Origin of the sequence: Sphingobacterium sp. JUb56, from assembly GCF_014191365.1 — a bacterium.
GTDB classification, from domain to species: Bacteria; Bacteroidota; Bacteroidia; order Sphingobacteriales; family Sphingobacteriaceae; genus Sphingobacterium; species Sphingobacterium anhuiense.
Window position 1 is genome coordinate 3,240,991 of the sequence record NZ_JACHWL010000001.1, and the last position, 19,774, is coordinate 3,260,764.

Genomic DNA, 19,774 nt, shown 5'->3' on the forward strand with positions numbered 1-19,774 from the left:
GCTAAGCTGAGCATCTCGTAAATCATTCTAATAATTTTCTAATAATTTTCTATTCGTCTTCTAACTGCTATACTCCTACAACCTAAGCACCTTTGCAATGTTCAAAAACAGCGATAAAGATGCTCCTCATGGAGAAATATCACTTAGGCACAAATAAATGTTAATTTAAAATTCTTGGCGATGAAAACCACAATTACAAAAAAACATAGTCACTTAATACAGATTCTCATCATTTCTGTACTTTCTCTTAGTCTAATGGGATGTCATACAAAAGTTGATGAAGAAATTACTGAAGATTTCACACAAAAAGGTGATACCATTCAAGTCCAAGGAAAGGTAAAATCACAATTAAAGACATGTACTGTTCTCAAACAAGCTCATCAACTGGAGCTCATTACAGCCGGGACAGTGAAAGCTATTCCAAATCTCTATGCTGAAATCGGTTCTCCATTTTCAGGACGTGTTTCAGCAGTACATCTCAAATTAGGAATGAAAACAAAACCTGGAACTCCTCTTTATGAACTGATATCTCCGGAATTTATTGATACTCAAAAGCTATACTTTCAGGCAAAAACAGCTTATCAAAATGCTAGATTGATTCTAAAGCGACAACAAGATCTTAAACAACATGGTGTAGGAACTGATAAAGATGTCGAAGAGGCCAGGGCCCAGTACGAAATTACAGAGAAAGAATATCAAAATACGTCTGCTTCGCTTAGATTCTTCAATGTAGATACTGAAAAACTAGTTTTAGGACAGCCACTTATTATCCGATCGCCTATTGGTGGTGAAGTTATCAGCAATGACATTGTTCTGGGACAATACATTAAATCGGATGATTTACCCCTTGCTAAAGTAGCCGAACTGAACACTGTCTGGGTAGTTGGAATGGTTAAAGAACAAAATCTAAACCTTATTAATAAATTAGATTTAGCCGAAATTGCTACAATAGCCTTTCCTGATGATAAGATAAAGGGAACCATTTACCACATCGATGAAATTGTAAATGAAGATACCCGAAGTGTCCAAATACTTATTGAATGCCGCAATCCCGATCGTTTATTAAAACCAGGCATGTATGTGAATGTCAACTTTACTAAAAAAGCTTCTGATGCTGTGTTCATTCCTGCAAAATCATTACTACAATATAATGATCAAAGCTATGTGTTCTTAGCAATTGGGAAAGATAAATATCTCAGACGCTACGTCGAAACTGGTATCACAGATAAAGATCAGGTACAAATTTTATCAGGTCTGCAAGCAGGAGACAATATTATCAGTGAGGGTGCATTTTATCTATTAAATGCAAAATAAATAGTATTTCGAAGAAAGTTTATTCACATAAAAACTGCTGTACATTCTCAAGTATATTATTCCAATGAAACCAATTACGCTGTGAATTGCATTTGGGGATCTATTGAAATAAGTATAGCTATAAAAACAGCGCTGAGAAACTAAGATAAATTAATGCCTTCCTGATTGGTGCATCGCAACTTTAATCAACTCTATTCTAATGAAAAATATATTCGACAATACTATAGCCAAACGTTGGTTGGTCTTGGCTCTTTTTATTCTATTAACCTTTTTTGGATATTATTCTTGGACACAGCTTTCCATTGAAGCGTATCCTGATATAGGCGATGTAAGTTCTCAGATTGTGACACAAGTACCTGGACTTGCTGCAGAAGAAGTAGAGCAGCAAATTACTATTCCGATAGAAAGAGCTATCAATGGTTTACCAGGTATGCACGTGATGCGGAGTAAAAGTACTTTTGGACTGTCTATGGTTACAATTGTTTTTCAAGATGGAACAGACGATTATTTCGCACGCACCCGTATTCAAGAACGGTTGACGGATCTGGAACTGCCTTATAACGCAACAGCAAATCTTGACCCTTTAACTTCTCCAACAGGAGAAATATTTCGGTACATCATCGAAAGTAAATCACATGATCTACGTGAACTCACCGATCTGCAGACATTTGTCATTATACCCCGTATCAAACAAGTTTCTGGCGTAGTTGATGTTACAAATTTTGGAGGTATTACGACACAATTTCAAGTTGAGATTGATCCCATTAAACTGGAACAATATGGTCTAGCCCTAAGCGAGGTGGTGAACAAAATTGAAACAAACAACACCAGTGCAGGTGGAAGTGTCATGAATAGAGGGGACCAATCTTACGTCATTAGAGGAATCGGACTTCTCAGGACATTGGAAGACATCGGAAATATAGTTGTTAAATCCCAGCAAGGAACAGCTATTTTCATGAAAGATATCGGTCAGATCAGATACGGAAATCTTGAAAGAAAAGGTGCTTTAGGCTATTCTGATAAACGTGGAGCAAACTATTCCGACAATATTGAGGGAATTGTGCTATTACTTAAAGGACAAAACCCTTCTGTCGTTTTAGAGGGCGTCAATCAAGCTATTGATGAATTAAACAATACCACATTACCTGCGGGAATACAGATTCATCCGTTCATGGATCGTACTCAACTTGTAGAAACAACCTTAACTACCGTTTCCCACACCTTATTAGAAGGAATGGGTTTGGTTATTATTGTACTCATCATATTCCTTGGTAGCTGGCGTGGAGCGCTTTTAGTTGCTATTACCATACCTATCGCTCTGTTGACAGCTTTTATCCTGATGCACTTTACGCATGTTCCGGCTAACTTGTTGTCATTAGGTGCCATCGATTTTGGTATTATAGTCGATGGGGCCATTGTCATGATGGAAGCCATCTTGAAAAAAAGAGAAAAGAATGAAGATGAAGAACTCACAGAATTAGGTATTGCTTCTATTGTAAAGCAAATGGCTAAACCCATATTTTTTGCAACAATCATTATAATCACGGCTTATATTCCCCTATTTGCATTTGAACGTGTAGAAAAAAAGTTATTTACTCCTATGGCATTTACAGTAGGTTATGCATTGTTGGGTGCGTTATTAGTTGCTCTATTCCTAATACCTGGACTCGCTTACGTTGTTTATCGGAAGCCTCAAAAAGTATATCACAACAAATGGTTAGAAAAATTAACTGTAGGATATCACAGACAAATCCAGCATTTATTAAAGCGTCCAAAGAGAGTATTCACACCTTTAATCATCATTTTTGCAGGTGCAATCGTATTAACATGTACTGTTGGTAAAGATTTTCTGCCACCCTTAGATGAAGGATCCATCTGGTTGCAAGTATCACTACCTCCTGGGATCACAGTTGAAAAATCAAAGGAAATGAGTGACTCACTGCGTGCGCGAACACTTCAATATGATGAGGTAACATATGTGATGGTCCAAGCAGGTCGCAATGATGATGGTACAGATGCATGGACTCCCTCTCATTTTGAATGCAGTATTGGCTTACTTCCTTACAAACAGTGGAAAAATGGGAAAACCAAAGCTGATCTAATTGAGGAATTGGCTGCTGAATACAAACAGATGCCCGGATATGATGTTGCTTTTTCACAACCAATGATTGATGGGGTGATGGATAAAATTGCGGGGGCGCATAGTGAGCTCGTCGTTAAGATATATGGAGAAGACTTTAAGGAAATCCGAAGAATAGCAGATGAGGTCTTGATTACGTTGCGAAAAGTAAAAGGTGCTGTCGATTTAGCGATCGATCAAGAACCTCCATTGCCGCAACTACAGATAAAAGCAGACCGTTATAAAATAGCACAATATGGTTTAAATGTCGCCGATGTCTCCGACCTTATTGAAACAGCTATCGGCGGAAAAGCGGTTTCCCAAATATTTCAAGAGGGAAAGGTATACGATATTATCTGCCGTTATCATGAAGCAAGTCGCAATACTCCTGAAAAAATAGGAAATTTAATGTTGACAAATGAGTCCGGAGCCAAAATTCCCCTATCACAAGTAGCGACAATAAAACTCAATACCGGAGAAAGCACGATCGCTCGTGAGATGAATAAGAGACATTTGACAGTGCGGTTAAATCTACGCGGAAATGATCTTACTTCCTTTCTCAAAGAAGCACAAGCTAAAATTGAAAAAGATATCAAATATGACCACAACGACATAAAAATAAAATGGGGCGGTCAATTTGAAAATCAAAATCGCGCATATCAGCATTTGGCTATTATTGTTCCTATGGCACTAGCATTAATGTTTATACTACTATACGGCGCTTTTGGAAGCTTCTCACAAGCCGGGTTATTGATGAGTGTTGTACCGCTTGCCATATTTGGAGGTATGCTTGCATTAAATATTCGCGCTATGACCCTCAATGTATCTTCAGTAGTCGGATTTATAGCACTCTTTGGTGTTGCAATTCAAAATGGTGTACTGATGATCACACAGTTCAATGCATTAAGAAAAAAAGGGTATGCTTTAAAAGAAGCCGTAATAGAAGGCGCTCAACATCGTTTCAGACCAGTAATCATGACTGCCACTGTAGCCATCTTGGGGCTTCTTCCTGCTTCATTGGCCACAGGTATTGGATCTGATGTTCAAAGACCATTAGCAACTGTCATTGTTTACGGATTATTCTTCGCTACCGTGATAACCCTCTATGCATTGCCATCATTATATTATCTATTAGAGAAAATAAATGCAGACAAAAAACATAATTAGTTTTCATCTCAAAAATACCATCACATGTTACGTCTTAAAAACATCCATAAAAAACACTTTCTACTATTATATTTTACTTTAGTCTTAAGTGTAATTACTCAAGCTCAGATTGACGCAGATAGTCAAAAAGAGATTACTTATCCCGATTTTATAAAAGCTGTTGCTCAAAATAACATAGCTTATGCGGCAGAAAAGTTAAATATCAATATTGCTGAAGCAAATATTGAAAAATCCAAAATAATTCCTGATCCAGAATTTACCGCTGATGTATTTAATAACGACCAGCATAAGATGAAGATGGGGTACGGATACAATATCGGACTGGACTGGACCCTCGAACTTGGCGGAAAACGGAAAGCACGCGTTGATCTGGCAAAAAGTGAATTTGAACTTAGCAAATATATATTGCAGGATTACTTCAGGAATCTCCGAGCCGATGCTACTGTACAATATTTAACCGCAATCCATCATGAGCAACTGATGAAATTAAAGTTCAATTCCTATGAAACGATGGATGAACTTGCAAAATCGGACAGTTTACGTGCCAAATTAGGTACAATTACTGCTATTGATGCCAAACAAAGTAAACTTGAGGCTAAATCCATATGGAATGAAGCAATTCAGTCCATCGGAAATTGGAAAGGATCGTTGAGTAGCCTCAATTTACTGATGGGGAGTAAACATGCTGAACTTACACAGGTGGCATTGGTGAATTTTTCTACATTTGACCGGTCTTTTTATCTTGATAACCTTATAGTCCATGCACTATCAAACCGTGCAGATCTACTGTATGCATTACAAAATAAAGATGTGTCAGAAAAAATGATCCGTCTTACAAAAGTAAATCGGGTACTAGATTTAGGAATAACGACAGGTATTACGCGCAATGCAGAAGCCCGCAATGAGTTAGCTCCCAGTCCAGCTTTCACTTCATCAAATTTTGGAATAAGAATTCCTTTGAAATTTTCAAATCATCGGAAAGGAGAACTTAAGGAGGCATTTTATACTGCCCAACAAGCTGGATTACAACATCAAGAGATTGAACTACAGGTGCAAACAGAAGTTAAGCAAGCATTTTATAACTATGAAGCGACTCAAAAGCAACTCCAGCAGTTCAACAGTGGTATTCTTGACGATGCTAAAGCTATCTTAACGGGGAAACTCTACGGCTACAAACGAGGTGATTCTAGTTTACTTGAAGTACTCCATGCACAGAGAACCTATATTGAAGTTCAGCAAAATTATTATGAAATACTGTTTAATAATGCCCATGCTCTCGTCATATTGGAACAATCCGCAGGTATTTGGGATATACTTTTTTAGAAATAACACAATTTTATGTGTGTTTAAAAAATATTAATATGGATAATCAGAAGCATATTTTAATGAAATATGCTTCCAGAAAGCAACAAAAATCTTAGATAAAAAAAATATTCTCCCTCAAAATAAAGGATTTAAAGAATATTCGCAAGATATACTTGGCATATCTCAGGGATTTTTCTACCTTTGCATCACTCCAAACAACGAAGGAAACTTCAAAAAAGAGTAAGATTCCGTAGCTCAGCTGGTAGAGCAATACACTTTTAATGTATGGGTCCTGGGTTCGAATCCCAGCGGGATCACAAAAAGCTTCACAGAAATGTGAAGCTTTTTTTATTTCGGCTAGATTCGAAAAAGGGATCGATCGGGTTCGATCTAGAGATATTGATTAATTTATGTGGTGAATTGCTTTTATTAGTGGTGAGTGATGGAATAGACTAGTCAAAATCGAGGAACAATATATTGTTTAGGCATAAAAAAAGCTAATCTTACGATTAGCTTTTTTTAATTTACTCTATTGACAACTAAAATAGAAAGATGGAATAAAAATTAATGATTGATCACCTATAAGTTGTTTGCAATAAGTAATCAATGCATTTATAATCTATTATTTAGTAACCTTTTGCAGTTTGTGCTGCTTTTAAATTAGTATTCCTATCTAAGGCAGTTTGCGGAAAAGGCATCAACATAAATTTTGGATCCCAAATACGTTCCTGAACGATTACATTAGCAATATCTTTTGTAGTTTTCATAACATTGGCCGCGATGTTCCAACGTCTGATATCAAAATAACGCTGTCCCTCCCCTGCCAATTCTATTCGACGCTCATTGCGGATCACTTCTCTTAGTTTTTCTTTCGTATTATTGACTACCTGATTTATTGGAGGCATACCGGCACGGTCACGGATATCATCTAATGCCGCAAAAATAGTAGCATCCGGTCCACTTACTTCATTTTTAGCTTCTGCATAAGCCAGCAGAATTTCGGCATAGCGAATGATGCTATAATCCTGTGGTGCATCGTATTCTAAACCACTAACTAATGAAATTGGATCTAAATATTTCTTAAAATTATAACCAGTGAAGCTTTCTCCGCCACCTGGTCCGGCCCAAGTATAGGTATAACCATCTTTATATTCATTCCAAGTTGCTCCTGGGAATAATACGCTTGCATAAAGACGCGTATCCCTGTTTTTAAATTCGTTAATGTAGTTCGCAGAAGGAGTTTTATTAATATTAAAATCAATTGCCCTTTGCTCTGGTGATGGAGGAGTAAAAGTAGTACCATCACTTTTCCAATATGCATCAACCAAACTTTGAATAGGGGTTATAGATCCCCAACCTCCAATATTTGGTGGAGCCAATAACGTTCTTAAACCATTACCAAATGGTGCATAACTTTGATTTTCCTGTATATTCTGTGATACTAGAATGGCTTCTTTATTTCCTTCGTTAGCTGTCCAAAATTGTTGCTGATAACTAGCCAAACCTTTATAAAATTTCTGTTTAGCATCATCATCGACAAAAGTTACCAAATTACTGTAATCATCTTTAGTATCGTTAGCAGTTAAAGCAGTCTTTCTAAAGAGTTGATAACCCGCACTCATCACTTTTTGAGCGCTTGCTACAGCATCTGGAAATTTACCATATTCCAGTTGAATACGCGTTAAAATAGCCCAAGCTGCACCATTGGTAATGCGGCCAGTCTGATTTGGAGCACCGCCACTATAACTAGCTGGCAAATCTGCTTCGACGGCTTTGATCTCATCAATAGCAAATTGAATTACTTCCGTAGCAGGAGCTGTTGCTACAGCAGTTTCTTCAGGGTCAGTATAAGCATTCTTTAACAATGGTATAGCACCAAAGAGATGTGCCAGTTCGTAATAAGTAAATGCTCTTAAAACTCTGACTTCAGCAATAAAACGTTTACGCAAGCTTTCATCCATGGTTGCTTTGCCAATATTATCTAAAAAATAATTATAACGGCGTATAAAAATATAACGGCTATTATACCCCACATCTAGTGTAGCATCTATGTTTCCAGCAGATACGCGACTTGCAGTGCTTTCCCAGGGATATTGGCAATAAGCATTATCAGCTGCTCCATCATCGTATGCATAATTAAAAGCATTTGCCAAAGAACTATAACAGCCGTTTAAAGCGAGCTGTACGTCATTTTGCGATTTCCAGAAAGTACCCGCAGAAAGTTTATCCTGTGGAACAAAATCGATCGACTTTTTACAGCTACCCAAAACTGTAAACGCGACAAGTGATATATATATAATTTTTTTCATGATGATTACAGTGTTAAGTTTAGACCTGCAGAAATTGTTTTTAAAGATGGATAAGCTGATCTCTGTGACGGAGCTTCAGGATCAAAATCTTTCAATCTTTTATCACCGCGAATAGTAAAAGGATTATTGCTCGATACATAAACTCTTAAACCTTTAATCTTAGCTTTGTCCAATATATGCTTAGGAATCGTATAACCCAAAGTGATTGCCTTTATTCTTAAATATGAGGCATCAAATAACCAGAAATTAGACATTCCAAAGTTTTGGGTATCGTTAGTTAGTCTTGGATAAGAAGCATTTGGATTGGGATTATCCACAGTCCATCTGTCCAAAACGTAATTTTTAACGCCCGCACCATTAAAAAAGGCCTGCGAAGCCTCTTGCTCTAAATAAACTTTTACATTATTTACTCCTTGAGCCAACACACTCAGATCAAAACCTTTATAACTTGACGAAAGATTTAAGCCATAAGTAAAATAAGGAACATCATTACCATTGATAACGCGGTCGTCACCATCTATCACCTTATTTCCATCTTGATCTTTGTACTTAATATCGCCTGGTTTTGGATTATTAGCTTGTTTTGCATGTCCATCAATATCGGCCTGATCAACGAATAGTCCTTCAGCTTGCCACATGTAAAACGAACCAACTGGTTGACCAATTCGGTTGATATAATAACCGTTTGGAGCAGTTTCATTTGCACCACCCAAATCCGTTACTTTATTCCATATTTTACTGACATTTCCGCCTATTGAATAATTAAAATCACTTATTTTCCCATTGTAATTTAAGGAAAGTTCAAATCCATTATTTTTAACAGCTCCCAGATTTACAGATGGCGATTCTCCTTCCCCTAGCCCAGACTCTGCTGTAATATTTGGATCGTCCAATAAAATATCTTTCGTTATGCGACTAAAAACATCTAATTGTAAAGTAAGTGATCGAAACAATGTCGCGTCTAAACCAGCATTATAAGTGGTTAATTTTTCCCAACTTAATAAGGGATTAGCGAGCTTACCTGGTGTTACACCATCTTGTTTTGATTGATCTAAAATTACTGTACTACCTGCATTTAATCCATCATAAAAATCGTAATCCCCTACATTGTTAATATTTCCTAATTTACCGGCCGACAAACGTAACTTCAATTCATTGACAGCACCAAGATCTTTCATAAAATCTTCCTGCGACAAGCGCCATGCTACCGATGCTGAAGGATACCATGCTGAACGGTGACCAGGAGCAAATCTAGAAGAAGCATCATTTCTTGCACTCGCTTCAAGTAGATATTTGTCAGCGTAAGAATAGTTTAAACGCGCAAATACAGAAGCCAACGCACTTTCTCCAACACCTGCCACACCATCGTTTAAATCACTGGTAACGGTAGTATTTGCTGGAAGTGTAGAACCTGCATTGATAGCGTTAAGATCATTATTTGGAAAACCTTTACGAACCACCCTTACTGTCCTTTTTTGAAGCTTTTCATATGAGGCACCCGCCAATACTTTAAAGTAATGCTGGTCCATATTTTTTTCATAGCTGGCTGTAGTCTGAGCTAATAAATTTGACGTACTTTGCCATGCTTCAGTCAATTGATTTGTTAATACAGCAGTACTAGTTAATGGTTTATTCGTGATGAAGCCTATAACAGGATCTATCGTATTGATAAAAGAACTATTGAAGTAATTATATGCATTGTATGAAAATAACCCGGAAATATCCAATCCTTCAACTGGTGTATATGTTCCGTTCAAATTCCCGATAAAACGATTGGTATTATAATTTGTTCTCCCCCCTTCTTTTAGTAAACGTAATGGGTTTTGACCAGCTATTGTTGCGTTTTCTTTTCCAGCAGTCACACTACCCCATTCGCCATTACTTTGCTGTGCTACCGATAATGGAATTGATCTACCAACACCAGTAAAACCGATCTCCATATTATCATTGTTATACCCATCTCTTATATAGGATAAATTACTCCCCACTTTAAACTTATCGCTCACTTGAGTTTCGGTATTGGATCTCAACGAATAACGTTTCAAATCTTTACCAGGAATCAGAGAATTCTGTCCAAAATAGGCGCCACTTAAATAATACTTCGTTTTTTCACCCCCAGACACACTCAACTGATGTTCCATCATCGGTGCGCGTTTACGTAAAATTAAAGAGTACCAATCGGTGTTAGGATATAGATCTGGATTGGATTGACTCTTTATTGCCTCTAGAGCTGTCGCATCATAAAGCGGTGTTCTACCTAAATTAGTCTCTGCTTCATTACGTAAAATAGCATAATCATAACCATTCGTATAATCTGGTAAGTATGTTGCCGATTGGCTTCCGAAATAAGCATTGTAACTTATAGTCGGTGTACCATTACCTTTTTTAGTTGTCACCAAAATAACGCCATTTGCAGCTCTGGCACCGTAAATCGATGAGGACGAAGCATCTTTCAATATAGAAATACCAGCAACATCATTTGGATTGATGCGTGCAAAATCATTTTGGGTTACAACCACACCATCAACCACAAATAAAGGAGATGATGAACCTAAATTTGCACGTCCTCTAACATTGATGCTTCCCAAGTCATTTCCTAAATCGCCAGGAGACGACTTAATAGCTACCCCTGGTACAGTACCTTGTAGTGCATTTGTTAACGAAGTTACGGGTCTATTAATGATGGTTTTGGTATTCACAGTATTCACAGCTCCAGAAAGATTCACTTTCTTTTGCGTACCATACGCCACCACGACCACGTCCTCTAAGGTATTCACTAAAGGAGCTAAAGTAATTCTTACGTTAGCTGAGGCTCTTACTTCTGTAGTTTGATAACCTATATAAGAAATAACCAAAATAGCCCCATCGGTCACACCTGCTAATTTAAAATTTCCGGATTCATCAGTTGAAGTCCCCAGTTCCTTGCCTTTTACTTTAATACTGGCACCAGGAACCCCTTTTCCTGTTTCATCTAAAATCGTTCCGCTGACCTCCATCACCTGATTTATAGCTGTACTTAATTCGGACTTAGCGTTTGAAACCATATTTTTAGGTCGCTCTTTAATGACTATTGTATTGGTTTCTATAGCATAAGTTATAGGTTGATTTTTAAAAATGGATATCAGTACATCTTCCAAAGGCACATTTTTTACATCAATCGTTACTGGATTTGTTTTTTTTAAAGTGCTTCCAGACACCAAAAAATCATATCCACTTTGTTTACTAACCTGAATAAATACTTTTGACAAAGGTTCGTTTTTAACAGATAGTGAAATTTTTTGCGCAAATGAAGCTGCGTGAAGTTGCATTATACTAGCAACTAATAGAAAAGTAGCTAACTTCATAATTAATAGCATTTTACAGACATACCTCCATAGTATGCCCATCTTTTGAGTATAAATTTTATACATTTGATTACTGGTTTATAAGTGAATTGATCATAATTTTTTGCCTTGATCCAGTCCGGCCAGATGTGTTACAGCACACTGGCCATTTTTTTAGATCACTGCGATAGCTGCTTTATGTTATTGTCTAACCATAATCCTCCTCCCTTCAAAAGTTAAGTGAACTGATTTTGAATTCTGTACAATTTGAAGTACTTGATTTAGATTTCGATCGCGCGAAATACGACCGGTAAAAGATTCTTTACTCATTGGTCCGACAAACTCAACATCTACGTCATACCAACGTGAAATCTGTTTCATAATCGTATATATGTCCGCATCCACAAACTGAAAATAACCATTCTTCCAAGCGCTAATTTCATCCGTATCTACTTTTCCAACTTTGATTCCATTATTACTAACGCGAGCTTGATCTCCAGGTCTAAGAACATGGTTAAATTCGCCCATTGAAATCGCTACTGATCCCTCGACCAACGTTGTCCGTATTACATCCTCATTATTATAGCTATTCACATTAAAGTGTGTTCCTAAAACTTGAATCAGCTGATCCCCGGTTTTTACTTTGAAAGGCTTAGAAGCATCATGTGCAACCTCAAAATAAACTTCACCGCTGATGGATACTTCACGGGTTTTATCAGAAAATGATGTTGGATAAGTAATCGATGATGCGGCATTTAACCATACTTTAGTACCATCTGCTAATTTTAATCTATATGTTGCACCTCGAGGCGTACGCATGGTATTTGTCCTATAAGGAGATTTAACCTGATTTACGTTGCGATCCTTATAGATCACTTCATTTTCAGCATTGATATGAATAAATGAATTTCCTTCTGCGGCAATCTGCCCCTGAGGAGATGCTTCTAGGTCTATCTCTTCTCCATCGGATAGTGTTAATATCGCTCTGTTCTTTCCTGGGGCTAAATCGGGGATTTGATTACTAATAGTAACGATATTAGCAGTTCGGTCTGTTTTTAATAAAAAATAAACTCCAAAACTAAGCATGATTAAAACAGCTGCAGCTGCGCCTAAATTATTGCGATTAAAAATCCAATGATACCTCGTTTTCTTATCAAATTCTAGCTTATCTTCAATACGATGATAAATACGATTTTTTAATTCGGCATTGTTATTTGCAAAATCTTCAGGAATATAAAAGTCTTTTTCCGCTTGTAGACGATACCAATCATCGAACTCCTGTTGCTCTAAAGTATTTATATTACCCTTTTTAATTTTACTAGCGAGCTCCTCAATACGTTTTCTTAGCTGCTTTTTATTCATTGGATTCTGACTTTAGGTTTATACTAATAGTCAGTAAAAACTGATTATATACCTAGTCCTTTTAAAAAAAAATAATAAAAATAAATAAAAACTACCATCAGACTGAAAAACAATCACTTACAGAATCAAAACCAGAATAGCTAATTTTTATTAAAAAGTTTGTTTTCCTTAAAAACGATGAGTAGATAGGTTAAAAAAGACGATGTATACATCCGCCTACTATAAAAGCAATAGATGAAGCACTCATTTTGTCTCCAAGGTCTTTGATTGCCTTAGTTAAATGGTTATTGACAGTTTTTGTAGATATATTTAGTTCTGCAGCAATTTCTTTATGTGTTTTTAAATCTTCTCGGCTCATCTTAAAAACCAAACGACACTTTTCAGGTAATTCTGCAATAGCGTTTTCAAGCTTAGCAAAAAGCTCCTTTTCAAGTAAAAGTGTTTCTGCAGAAGGTGAATAAATATCATTTTCTATTAGATCCACATTTTGAGTACGTTTTCTCTTATGGAATGCACTATCGAGAATATTTATTACGCGATATTTAACAGCCACAGCGAGATACGTATATAAGGAATATTTTAATTTTAACGTTTCTCGACGATTCCATAAACTACAAAAGATATCCTGAACGCACTCCTCTGCTTCTTCTTTAGAATTGAGCGCATTAGCCGCTAAAAGAAATATTTTCTCCCAGTATCGGTTATATAATTCAGAAAAAGCAACACGATCTTCCTTAACCCGAATTAAATCAATTAGGGTTTCATCCGTCCAAGTTGCTGAAGCATATTTTGTCATTTTACCATTAAAAGATTAAGTAAATTTATAACATTATTGTGACATTATTATTAAAGGGCTAATAGATAATATTATTATTAATTTATACTTTCTGCTTGTAATTTGCAATAATACTGCATTTTAAGCATGATTTTTTAATATACTCACTATTTTCTATTCATCAGAAATATTAGTCTATGCATAGTTCAATATTTAAATGCATGTCTTTCACAATTTTTCTTCAAAAAAACCTTTTAACAATGTCACTATAATCTAGCATTATTGAGATTATACAGCTATTACTCGTGTTTACTAAAAATTGAGATTATTTAATTGGATCTAAAACAGCATCTAAATTTATTTAAAAATTCCAAAAAGAAACAAACCTGAATTTTAACAAATAGCTCTTGAACAAAAAAGATCCTACTAGCTGACCTGATAATCAGCTAGTAGGATCTTTTTATTATTTACTATACTATTATTCCTATTTTAAGAAAATCTTACGGATTGCCTTATTGTCCGGATCCAAGATATAAATATTACCATCCTTGTCAATTGCCATATCGGCCATGGCACCAAAGCGAGACTCCAGTAATGTTCCATTTATATATCCACGATTATTCGCTTTGAAAATTGTAGATACCCTTCTAGTCGCCATATCAATCTCTCTTAAACCATAATTAAAATTATCTGTTGCAAACATGGTCTTACCTTCAAAAAGGACAACGCTACTTATTCCTTGAAAACGTGCTGCACTTCCAATACCATCAACATAACCTGCGTCTGAAAATCCGACCCATGCATTCATAATTATACCATCAACACCTCTTCGCATCAAACCATTACCGCTTATTGCGTTCTGATCTGGATAGTAGTAGTTTCCTAGAGCATCCGCAACTGTTCTGGTTGTCACCCAACCTGGACCATTAATTTTAGTATAATTTCCGGTTGGATTAACCTTATTGACCCCCGCGGCAAATCCATTGATATTGACATACAGATTTCCAGCATCGTCAATACTCATATGTCCTGGCGCAAAGCCCGATGTATGGACTGAACGTTGACCAGCCGATGTAATCTTGATTACCTGATCCGTCCCTTGATCGCTCACATAAATAGTATTCTGCTTATCGATTACGATACCGTAAGGTTTAACAAAAACCGCATCTGCTCCGTTAACCTGCAAAATGGAAACAGTACCGGAAGATGTAATCTTTTTCACTTGTTTATTATTCGTATCGGTTACATAAATATTACCTTGCTGATCGGTCGCAATAGCAGACATATATCCAGCAAAGGTATTACTGCTTGGTCCTCCAGCCAAAGTCATCACACCCGCTCTTTTAAACAATTGCGGGGCAAGCGCTTCCTGTGCACCGACAACAACTTTAACATTTCCGGTACTTAATCCCAAAGGTGCTTCGAGTACTAAACTATTCTCCGTTGCTGTTTTTACCATCGCTAATACGCCATTAAAATATACTTTATTTTCAGATGCAGTAGTACTAAAACCCGTACCTTTAATCGTCACACTCGTACCGGTCAGACCGTTGTCTGGTGTCATTGCAATAATCCCCAGATTTTGATCTTTAAACTGCGGGCCATTACTCACTTGATCATTTACCACAACGCGAATAACGCCTGATCCGGTACCTCCTGGAACTGTTAGTTTCAGTTCCGTTTCATTAGCTGAGGTCAACGGTATCAATATATTATTGATATATACTTGGTTTTCATCTAGCTCTTTACTAAATAAAGATCCACTAATCGTCATTTGTGCCCCCTTTGAACCACTTAGCGGTGTTACAGTTTGAATAACAGGTTTATCCACAACGGTAAAAGATGGACCTATTGTTTTTTGGTTATTGATATTAACCGATAAAGGACCTGTTGTTACTCCATCTGGAACCTTTACGACCAAACGCTCTGGGGCAGATTCAACGACAACGGCTTTCTTACCATTAAATTCAACAATATTATTGGTAGTCAGTTGCTCAAAACCTTCTCCTGAGATCACTACACGTGTATCTTTCCCTCCTGTCAAAGGTTTGATACCCTTTATTGCCTGATAAGTGAAGGTTTGTCCTTTTGCATTCATCCCATCCACTTTAACAACTACAGATCCAGAACCAGCCTCATTGGGCACTTCTGCTACGATCAGCGTATCACTAATGCTGACGACCAAAGCCTTTTTTTCATTAATAAAGACTTCCGCCGGATTACTGACACTTCCAAATCCGGTACCTCCAATGCGTATTTGAGAACCAGCAGGACCATTTGCAGGAAATACTTGCCGAACACTTAAATCTTGATAGGTATATGTACCCACATCCATGATCTGGTTATTATAGCTCAACACCAATTTACCAGTATTCCCACCAGTGGGCATACGAACCACTATAGCTGTTGCAGTCGCACTGATCACAGTGGCATCTTTACCATTTACTGTTGCTTTATACGCTTCAAGTGTTGTACCAAATCCCTCTCCTGCGATGGTGACAAGCGTCCCCTCTTTTCCTGAATTCGGATAATACTCCGTTATTTTCACTGCTGTCTCAGGAAGTATACCTTCCTTCTTTTCACAACCTGCAAAACCTGCAAGTATCAAAATAAAAAGGATGATACCGAGGCTATATTTTGTCCATATTTTCATGACTTTCATTTTTTATTTAATCATATGGAATATCCATATACTATCTTTTTTCATTATTATCCTCCTCACCGTTCAGGTCATTACCGTCATTAGGAGTTAAAATCCCATAAACTGCAAGAACCTAAAATGTATACCGAACCCCTAATTGCATCTGTGCCCTTGAATTGAAATAATCAATACTGTAGGTTTCCCCAGGCTCATTGAACGTAAATACCGGCCAGTTTCCATTATTTTGCTGTGGCGGAAACAATGTCGGGGTCAAACCCACACTACTTGTCGAATTGAACGTATTAGGAGAAAAATACTGTACCCCCCACTTTTTATACAGCAGATTTGTCACATTGACTACGTCAGCAGAAATTGTAATAAATTGACCTTTTTTACTGTTTACAGGCAAATCGTGTGCAATGCGAAGATCTGCTTGCACATTCCAAGGTGTACGTCCCATATTACGCTCCGTAAAATTCCCCCTTCTACTGCTCAGATAAGCATTGCCATCGATGTACCTGTTAAATGCTTCAGCCTGTTGTAGTGCAGTATTTCCACTAGGAATATCTTTAAAATAACCGATTGCTTCCTCAGGATTCGGTAGATATACCAAACTAACCTGTTGTGGCAATCCTTGAATACTGTTGTTGACAATTCCGTAAGTAAATGGAGAGCCCGACTGTGCGCTGACAAACAAAGTGATGTTTGTTTTTCCAGCACTTCGCCAATATTGATCGTAACTGATACTTGAAACAATACGATGGCGAATATCAAAATTACTATAGGCCAACTTTGGATTATTTGGTATAAGCGATTGGTTCAGTTGCCAGTTTGATTCCATTGAATTACGGACACCATTACTCAAATCCTTTGATTCTCCGTACGTATAACTCGCAGTTCCATTAAAATTCTTCATTCGTTTGCTGATCGTTCCTGTAATGCTATAGCGGTATCCTTGATCGGTATTGCTCAACAAATAAATATTCGAAAAACGATCGTCAACCGATCCCTTATATACCGGCTGTTGCTTATGAACATCATAACCATAATAAAGTGGATTATCATGTACATTTAGCTGTTGAAAGAGCACATCACTGATATTTTTCGTGTACATACCTTCCACAGTAAACTTCCAGTTGTTCATTGTTTCATAATCAATACCCAAACTACCACGCAACACCTGTGGCAATGTAAAACCATTATCCACCAGATCAACTTGCGTTTTCCCACTCCTTGGATCATTTACTACAGCCCCATTTGCAGCTATAAAATCAGCCAATCCATTTGGGCTTGGTTTAATCGCATCACTGCCCGGAACAAAAGGTTTCTGATCTGCACGCTGATCAAAAGCACCATAACTGTCACCTGTATTATAATAAGCATATGCCAACCATGCAAAGGGAATACGTCCTGTAAAAAGTCCTGCTCCACCGCGTAATACTAAACTTTGATCTTCCAGCACTTCCCAACGGAATCCCACACGGGGTGACAGCTGTACGCGATTAAGAAAATCATTTGAAATCCGAGACAAAGGCGTGTAATTATAAGTTGTTCCAAAATACGGATCGGACTGTATATGACGAACCTTATCACTAAGTACAGGCATATCTGGCAACTGCGTAAAATCGGCACGTAAACCCGGTGTAACACGAAAATGATCACTTACCCTGATCTCATCCTGTACATACAGACTGTACATATTGATTCCAAAATCTGCGGCTGGATTATCTAGAATATAATCCCGCGTATTGTTCTTGTAGTTGTAACTACCACGTACGCGATAAGGATTATTATTTAAAAAATCGTCAATACTATTATAATCTACACGTCCATTCCAAGCATTAACAAAACCATAGCGAATACGGTAAAGCTCGTTATGCGTACCAAAAAGGAGTTTATGCCGGCCAAGGTTCCAGTTCAGGTTTGCCGTTAGTTCCCATGTCCGCTGTTGCATATCAAAAATACTCGCTTCACGGTCAGTTCCGAGATAAATTGTCGTACCTGGAGTGCGCCCCTGAATCTGTACTTGAGGAAGCGTAGGGTCACTCAACGGATCTCGTCTGTCGTTTACTACTGTAAAACCCAATACCGCATTACCAGAAAGATTATTACTAAAGCGGCTTTTCAATTCTGCTACTGTACTACTCTGATTATTCGTTTGCTTAAACGCCATACTTGAAAAGCGGAAATCCTGTTGATCGCGGTCCATATGGGTAGCACTACTAAAAATAGTATTATTACGAATGGCCAATTGATGCCTATCATTAATATTCCAGTCGATACGGTTAAAGAACTTGGTCGATTTTGACCAGTTTGTGTACTTTCCTGCTGTACCTGCATCAAATACATCTCCATAGCGGCTACCCACTGCTGTAGCAATCGATTTCACATCATCCTCACTCAGAATATGGGCTGTCTCGGTAGTACCTGCATACAGTTGTGTAGGATCTTGACGACGGGTTATCTCTTCATTACTAAAGAAGAAAAGTTTATCTTTTATAATTGGAAAACCAATTCTAAATCCGGACTGGTAGTCATAAAAATCATTATCCATCTTGCCTAAACCACCAACCCGATCTTTTCCTGTCAACGTAGCATTGCGTCCATATCCATATACTGAGCCCTCGATCTTATTGGTACCGCTTCGGGTTACGGCATTGACCGAACCTCCTGTGAAATTACCGATTTTTACATCATAAGGTGCCAAATACACCTGCATATCTTGAATGGCATCAATTGAAATCGGGTTGGTACGCGTACTGCTTCCAGCCATGCCCGAAGTCCCTGTCTGTCCACCTAAAGAAGGAGAGAAACCGATCGCATCGTTATTGACTGCCCCATCTACAGTGACGTTATTATACCTAAAATTAGTTCCTCCAAAACTATTGTCTCTACTGCCCTGAGGTGTCAGGCGGGTCACATCTGTAATCGAACGACTCACTGTAGGCATATTGCGAACCTGCTCAGCACTGATATTGCGTCCTGCGCCATACGTATCAACACGTTGTCGCTGTAGACGACCAGTTACAGCAACTTCTGCTAATGCCTGATTGCCTTCCTGCAATTGTAAATTGAGTTCCTGTGCGGCACCAAGACGGACTTGAATATCCGAACGTGTATCACTTTGCATCCCGATCATACTCACCGTCACCGTATAGGGTCCTCCAATACGGAGATTGTTTAACGTGTAGCGACCATCTCTATCCGTAGCAAGTGAGTAGCGTGTTCCCGAAGGCGTATGCACTGCCAAAATCGAAGCTCCAGCAACAGCATGACCACCAATATTTTGAACACGCCCTGTTAAAGCACCTGATGTTTCCTGTCCGAAAACACATGTACCCATTAAAAAGAAGAAGCACAATAAGGCTGCTTTTATTTTTATCCACCAAAGCATATCTTTCCCTAAAAACGGACCAGATCTTGGCTTCATATTGATATAACTATTCATTTTTAATTTCT

At 37.7% G+C, this 19,774-nt stretch carries 9 protein-coding genes and 1 tRNA gene; 4 read left to right on the top strand and 6 right to left on the bottom strand.

Going from position 1 to position 19,774, the window contains the following annotated elements; all coding sequences use genetic code 11:
* Positions 1–180: 180 nt before the first annotated feature.
* From FHR29_RS13915 to FHR29_RS13930, 4 genes are all read left to right on the top strand, one after another.
* Positions 181–1,314 carry an efflux RND transporter periplasmic adaptor subunit gene (locus tag FHR29_RS13915; RefSeq protein ID WP_183915381.1) on the top strand — a complete coding sequence of 378 codons (1,134 nt, stop codon included), beginning with the start codon at positions 181–183 and terminating at the stop codon, positions 1,312–1,314.
* A gap of 199 nt (positions 1,315–1,513) precedes the next feature.
* A complete protein-coding gene (locus tag FHR29_RS13920) occupies positions 1,514–4,600 on the top strand; it encodes an efflux RND transporter permease subunit (RefSeq protein WP_183915383.1) in 3,087 nt (1,028 codons plus the stop codon).
* Positions 4,601–4,624: 24 nt separating this feature from the next.
* Complete coding sequence (locus FHR29_RS13925) at positions 4,625–5,923, top strand: TolC family protein (protein WP_183915386.1); 1,299 nt, start codon at positions 4,625–4,627, stop codon at positions 5,921–5,923.
* 226 nt (positions 5,924–6,149) lie between these two features.
* Positions 6,150–6,222: transfer RNA gene (locus FHR29_RS13930), tRNA-Lys, on the top strand.
* A 309-nt stretch (positions 6,223–6,531) separates the two neighbouring features.
* Here the strand turns inward: FHR29_RS13930 and FHR29_RS13935 are convergent.
* From FHR29_RS13935 to FHR29_RS13960, 6 genes are all read right to left on the bottom strand, one after another.
* Positions 6,532–8,214 (bottom strand): RagB/SusD family nutrient uptake outer membrane protein, encoded by a 1,683-nt coding sequence (locus FHR29_RS13935; RefSeq protein ID WP_183915388.1) that lies wholly within the window; start codon positions 8,212–8,214, stop codon positions 6,532–6,534.
* A gap of 5 nt (positions 8,215–8,219) precedes the next feature.
* Positions 8,220–11,558, bottom strand: a complete 3,339-nt coding sequence (locus FHR29_RS13940) for a TonB-dependent receptor (protein ID WP_183915390.1) — start codon at positions 11,556–11,558, stop codon at positions 8,220–8,222.
* A 180-nt stretch (positions 11,559–11,738) separates the two neighbouring features.
* Positions 11,739–12,899 carry a FecR family protein gene (locus FHR29_RS13945; protein ID WP_183915391.1) on the bottom strand — a complete coding sequence of 387 codons (1,161 nt, stop codon included), beginning with the start codon at positions 12,897–12,899 and terminating at the stop codon, positions 11,739–11,741.
* Between the two features lie 190 nt (positions 12,900–13,089).
* Positions 13,090–13,695, bottom strand: coding sequence for an RNA polymerase sigma-70 factor (locus tag FHR29_RS13950; protein WP_132843145.1), 606 nt, complete (start codon positions 13,693–13,695; stop codon positions 13,090–13,092).
* 463 nt (positions 13,696–14,158) lie between these two features.
* On the bottom strand, positions 14,159–16,327 hold the full coding sequence (locus tag FHR29_RS13955; protein WP_183915393.1) for an IPT/TIG domain-containing protein: 2,169 nt from the start codon (positions 16,325–16,327) through the stop codon (positions 14,159–14,161).
* Between the two features lie 121 nt (positions 16,328–16,448).
* Positions 16,449–19,763: a carboxypeptidase regulatory-like domain-containing protein gene (locus tag FHR29_RS13960; RefSeq protein ID WP_243656045.1), complete on the bottom strand. Its 3,315-nt coding sequence runs from the start codon at positions 19,761–19,763 to the stop codon at positions 16,449–16,451.
* Positions 19,764–19,774 lie beyond the last annotated feature (11 nt).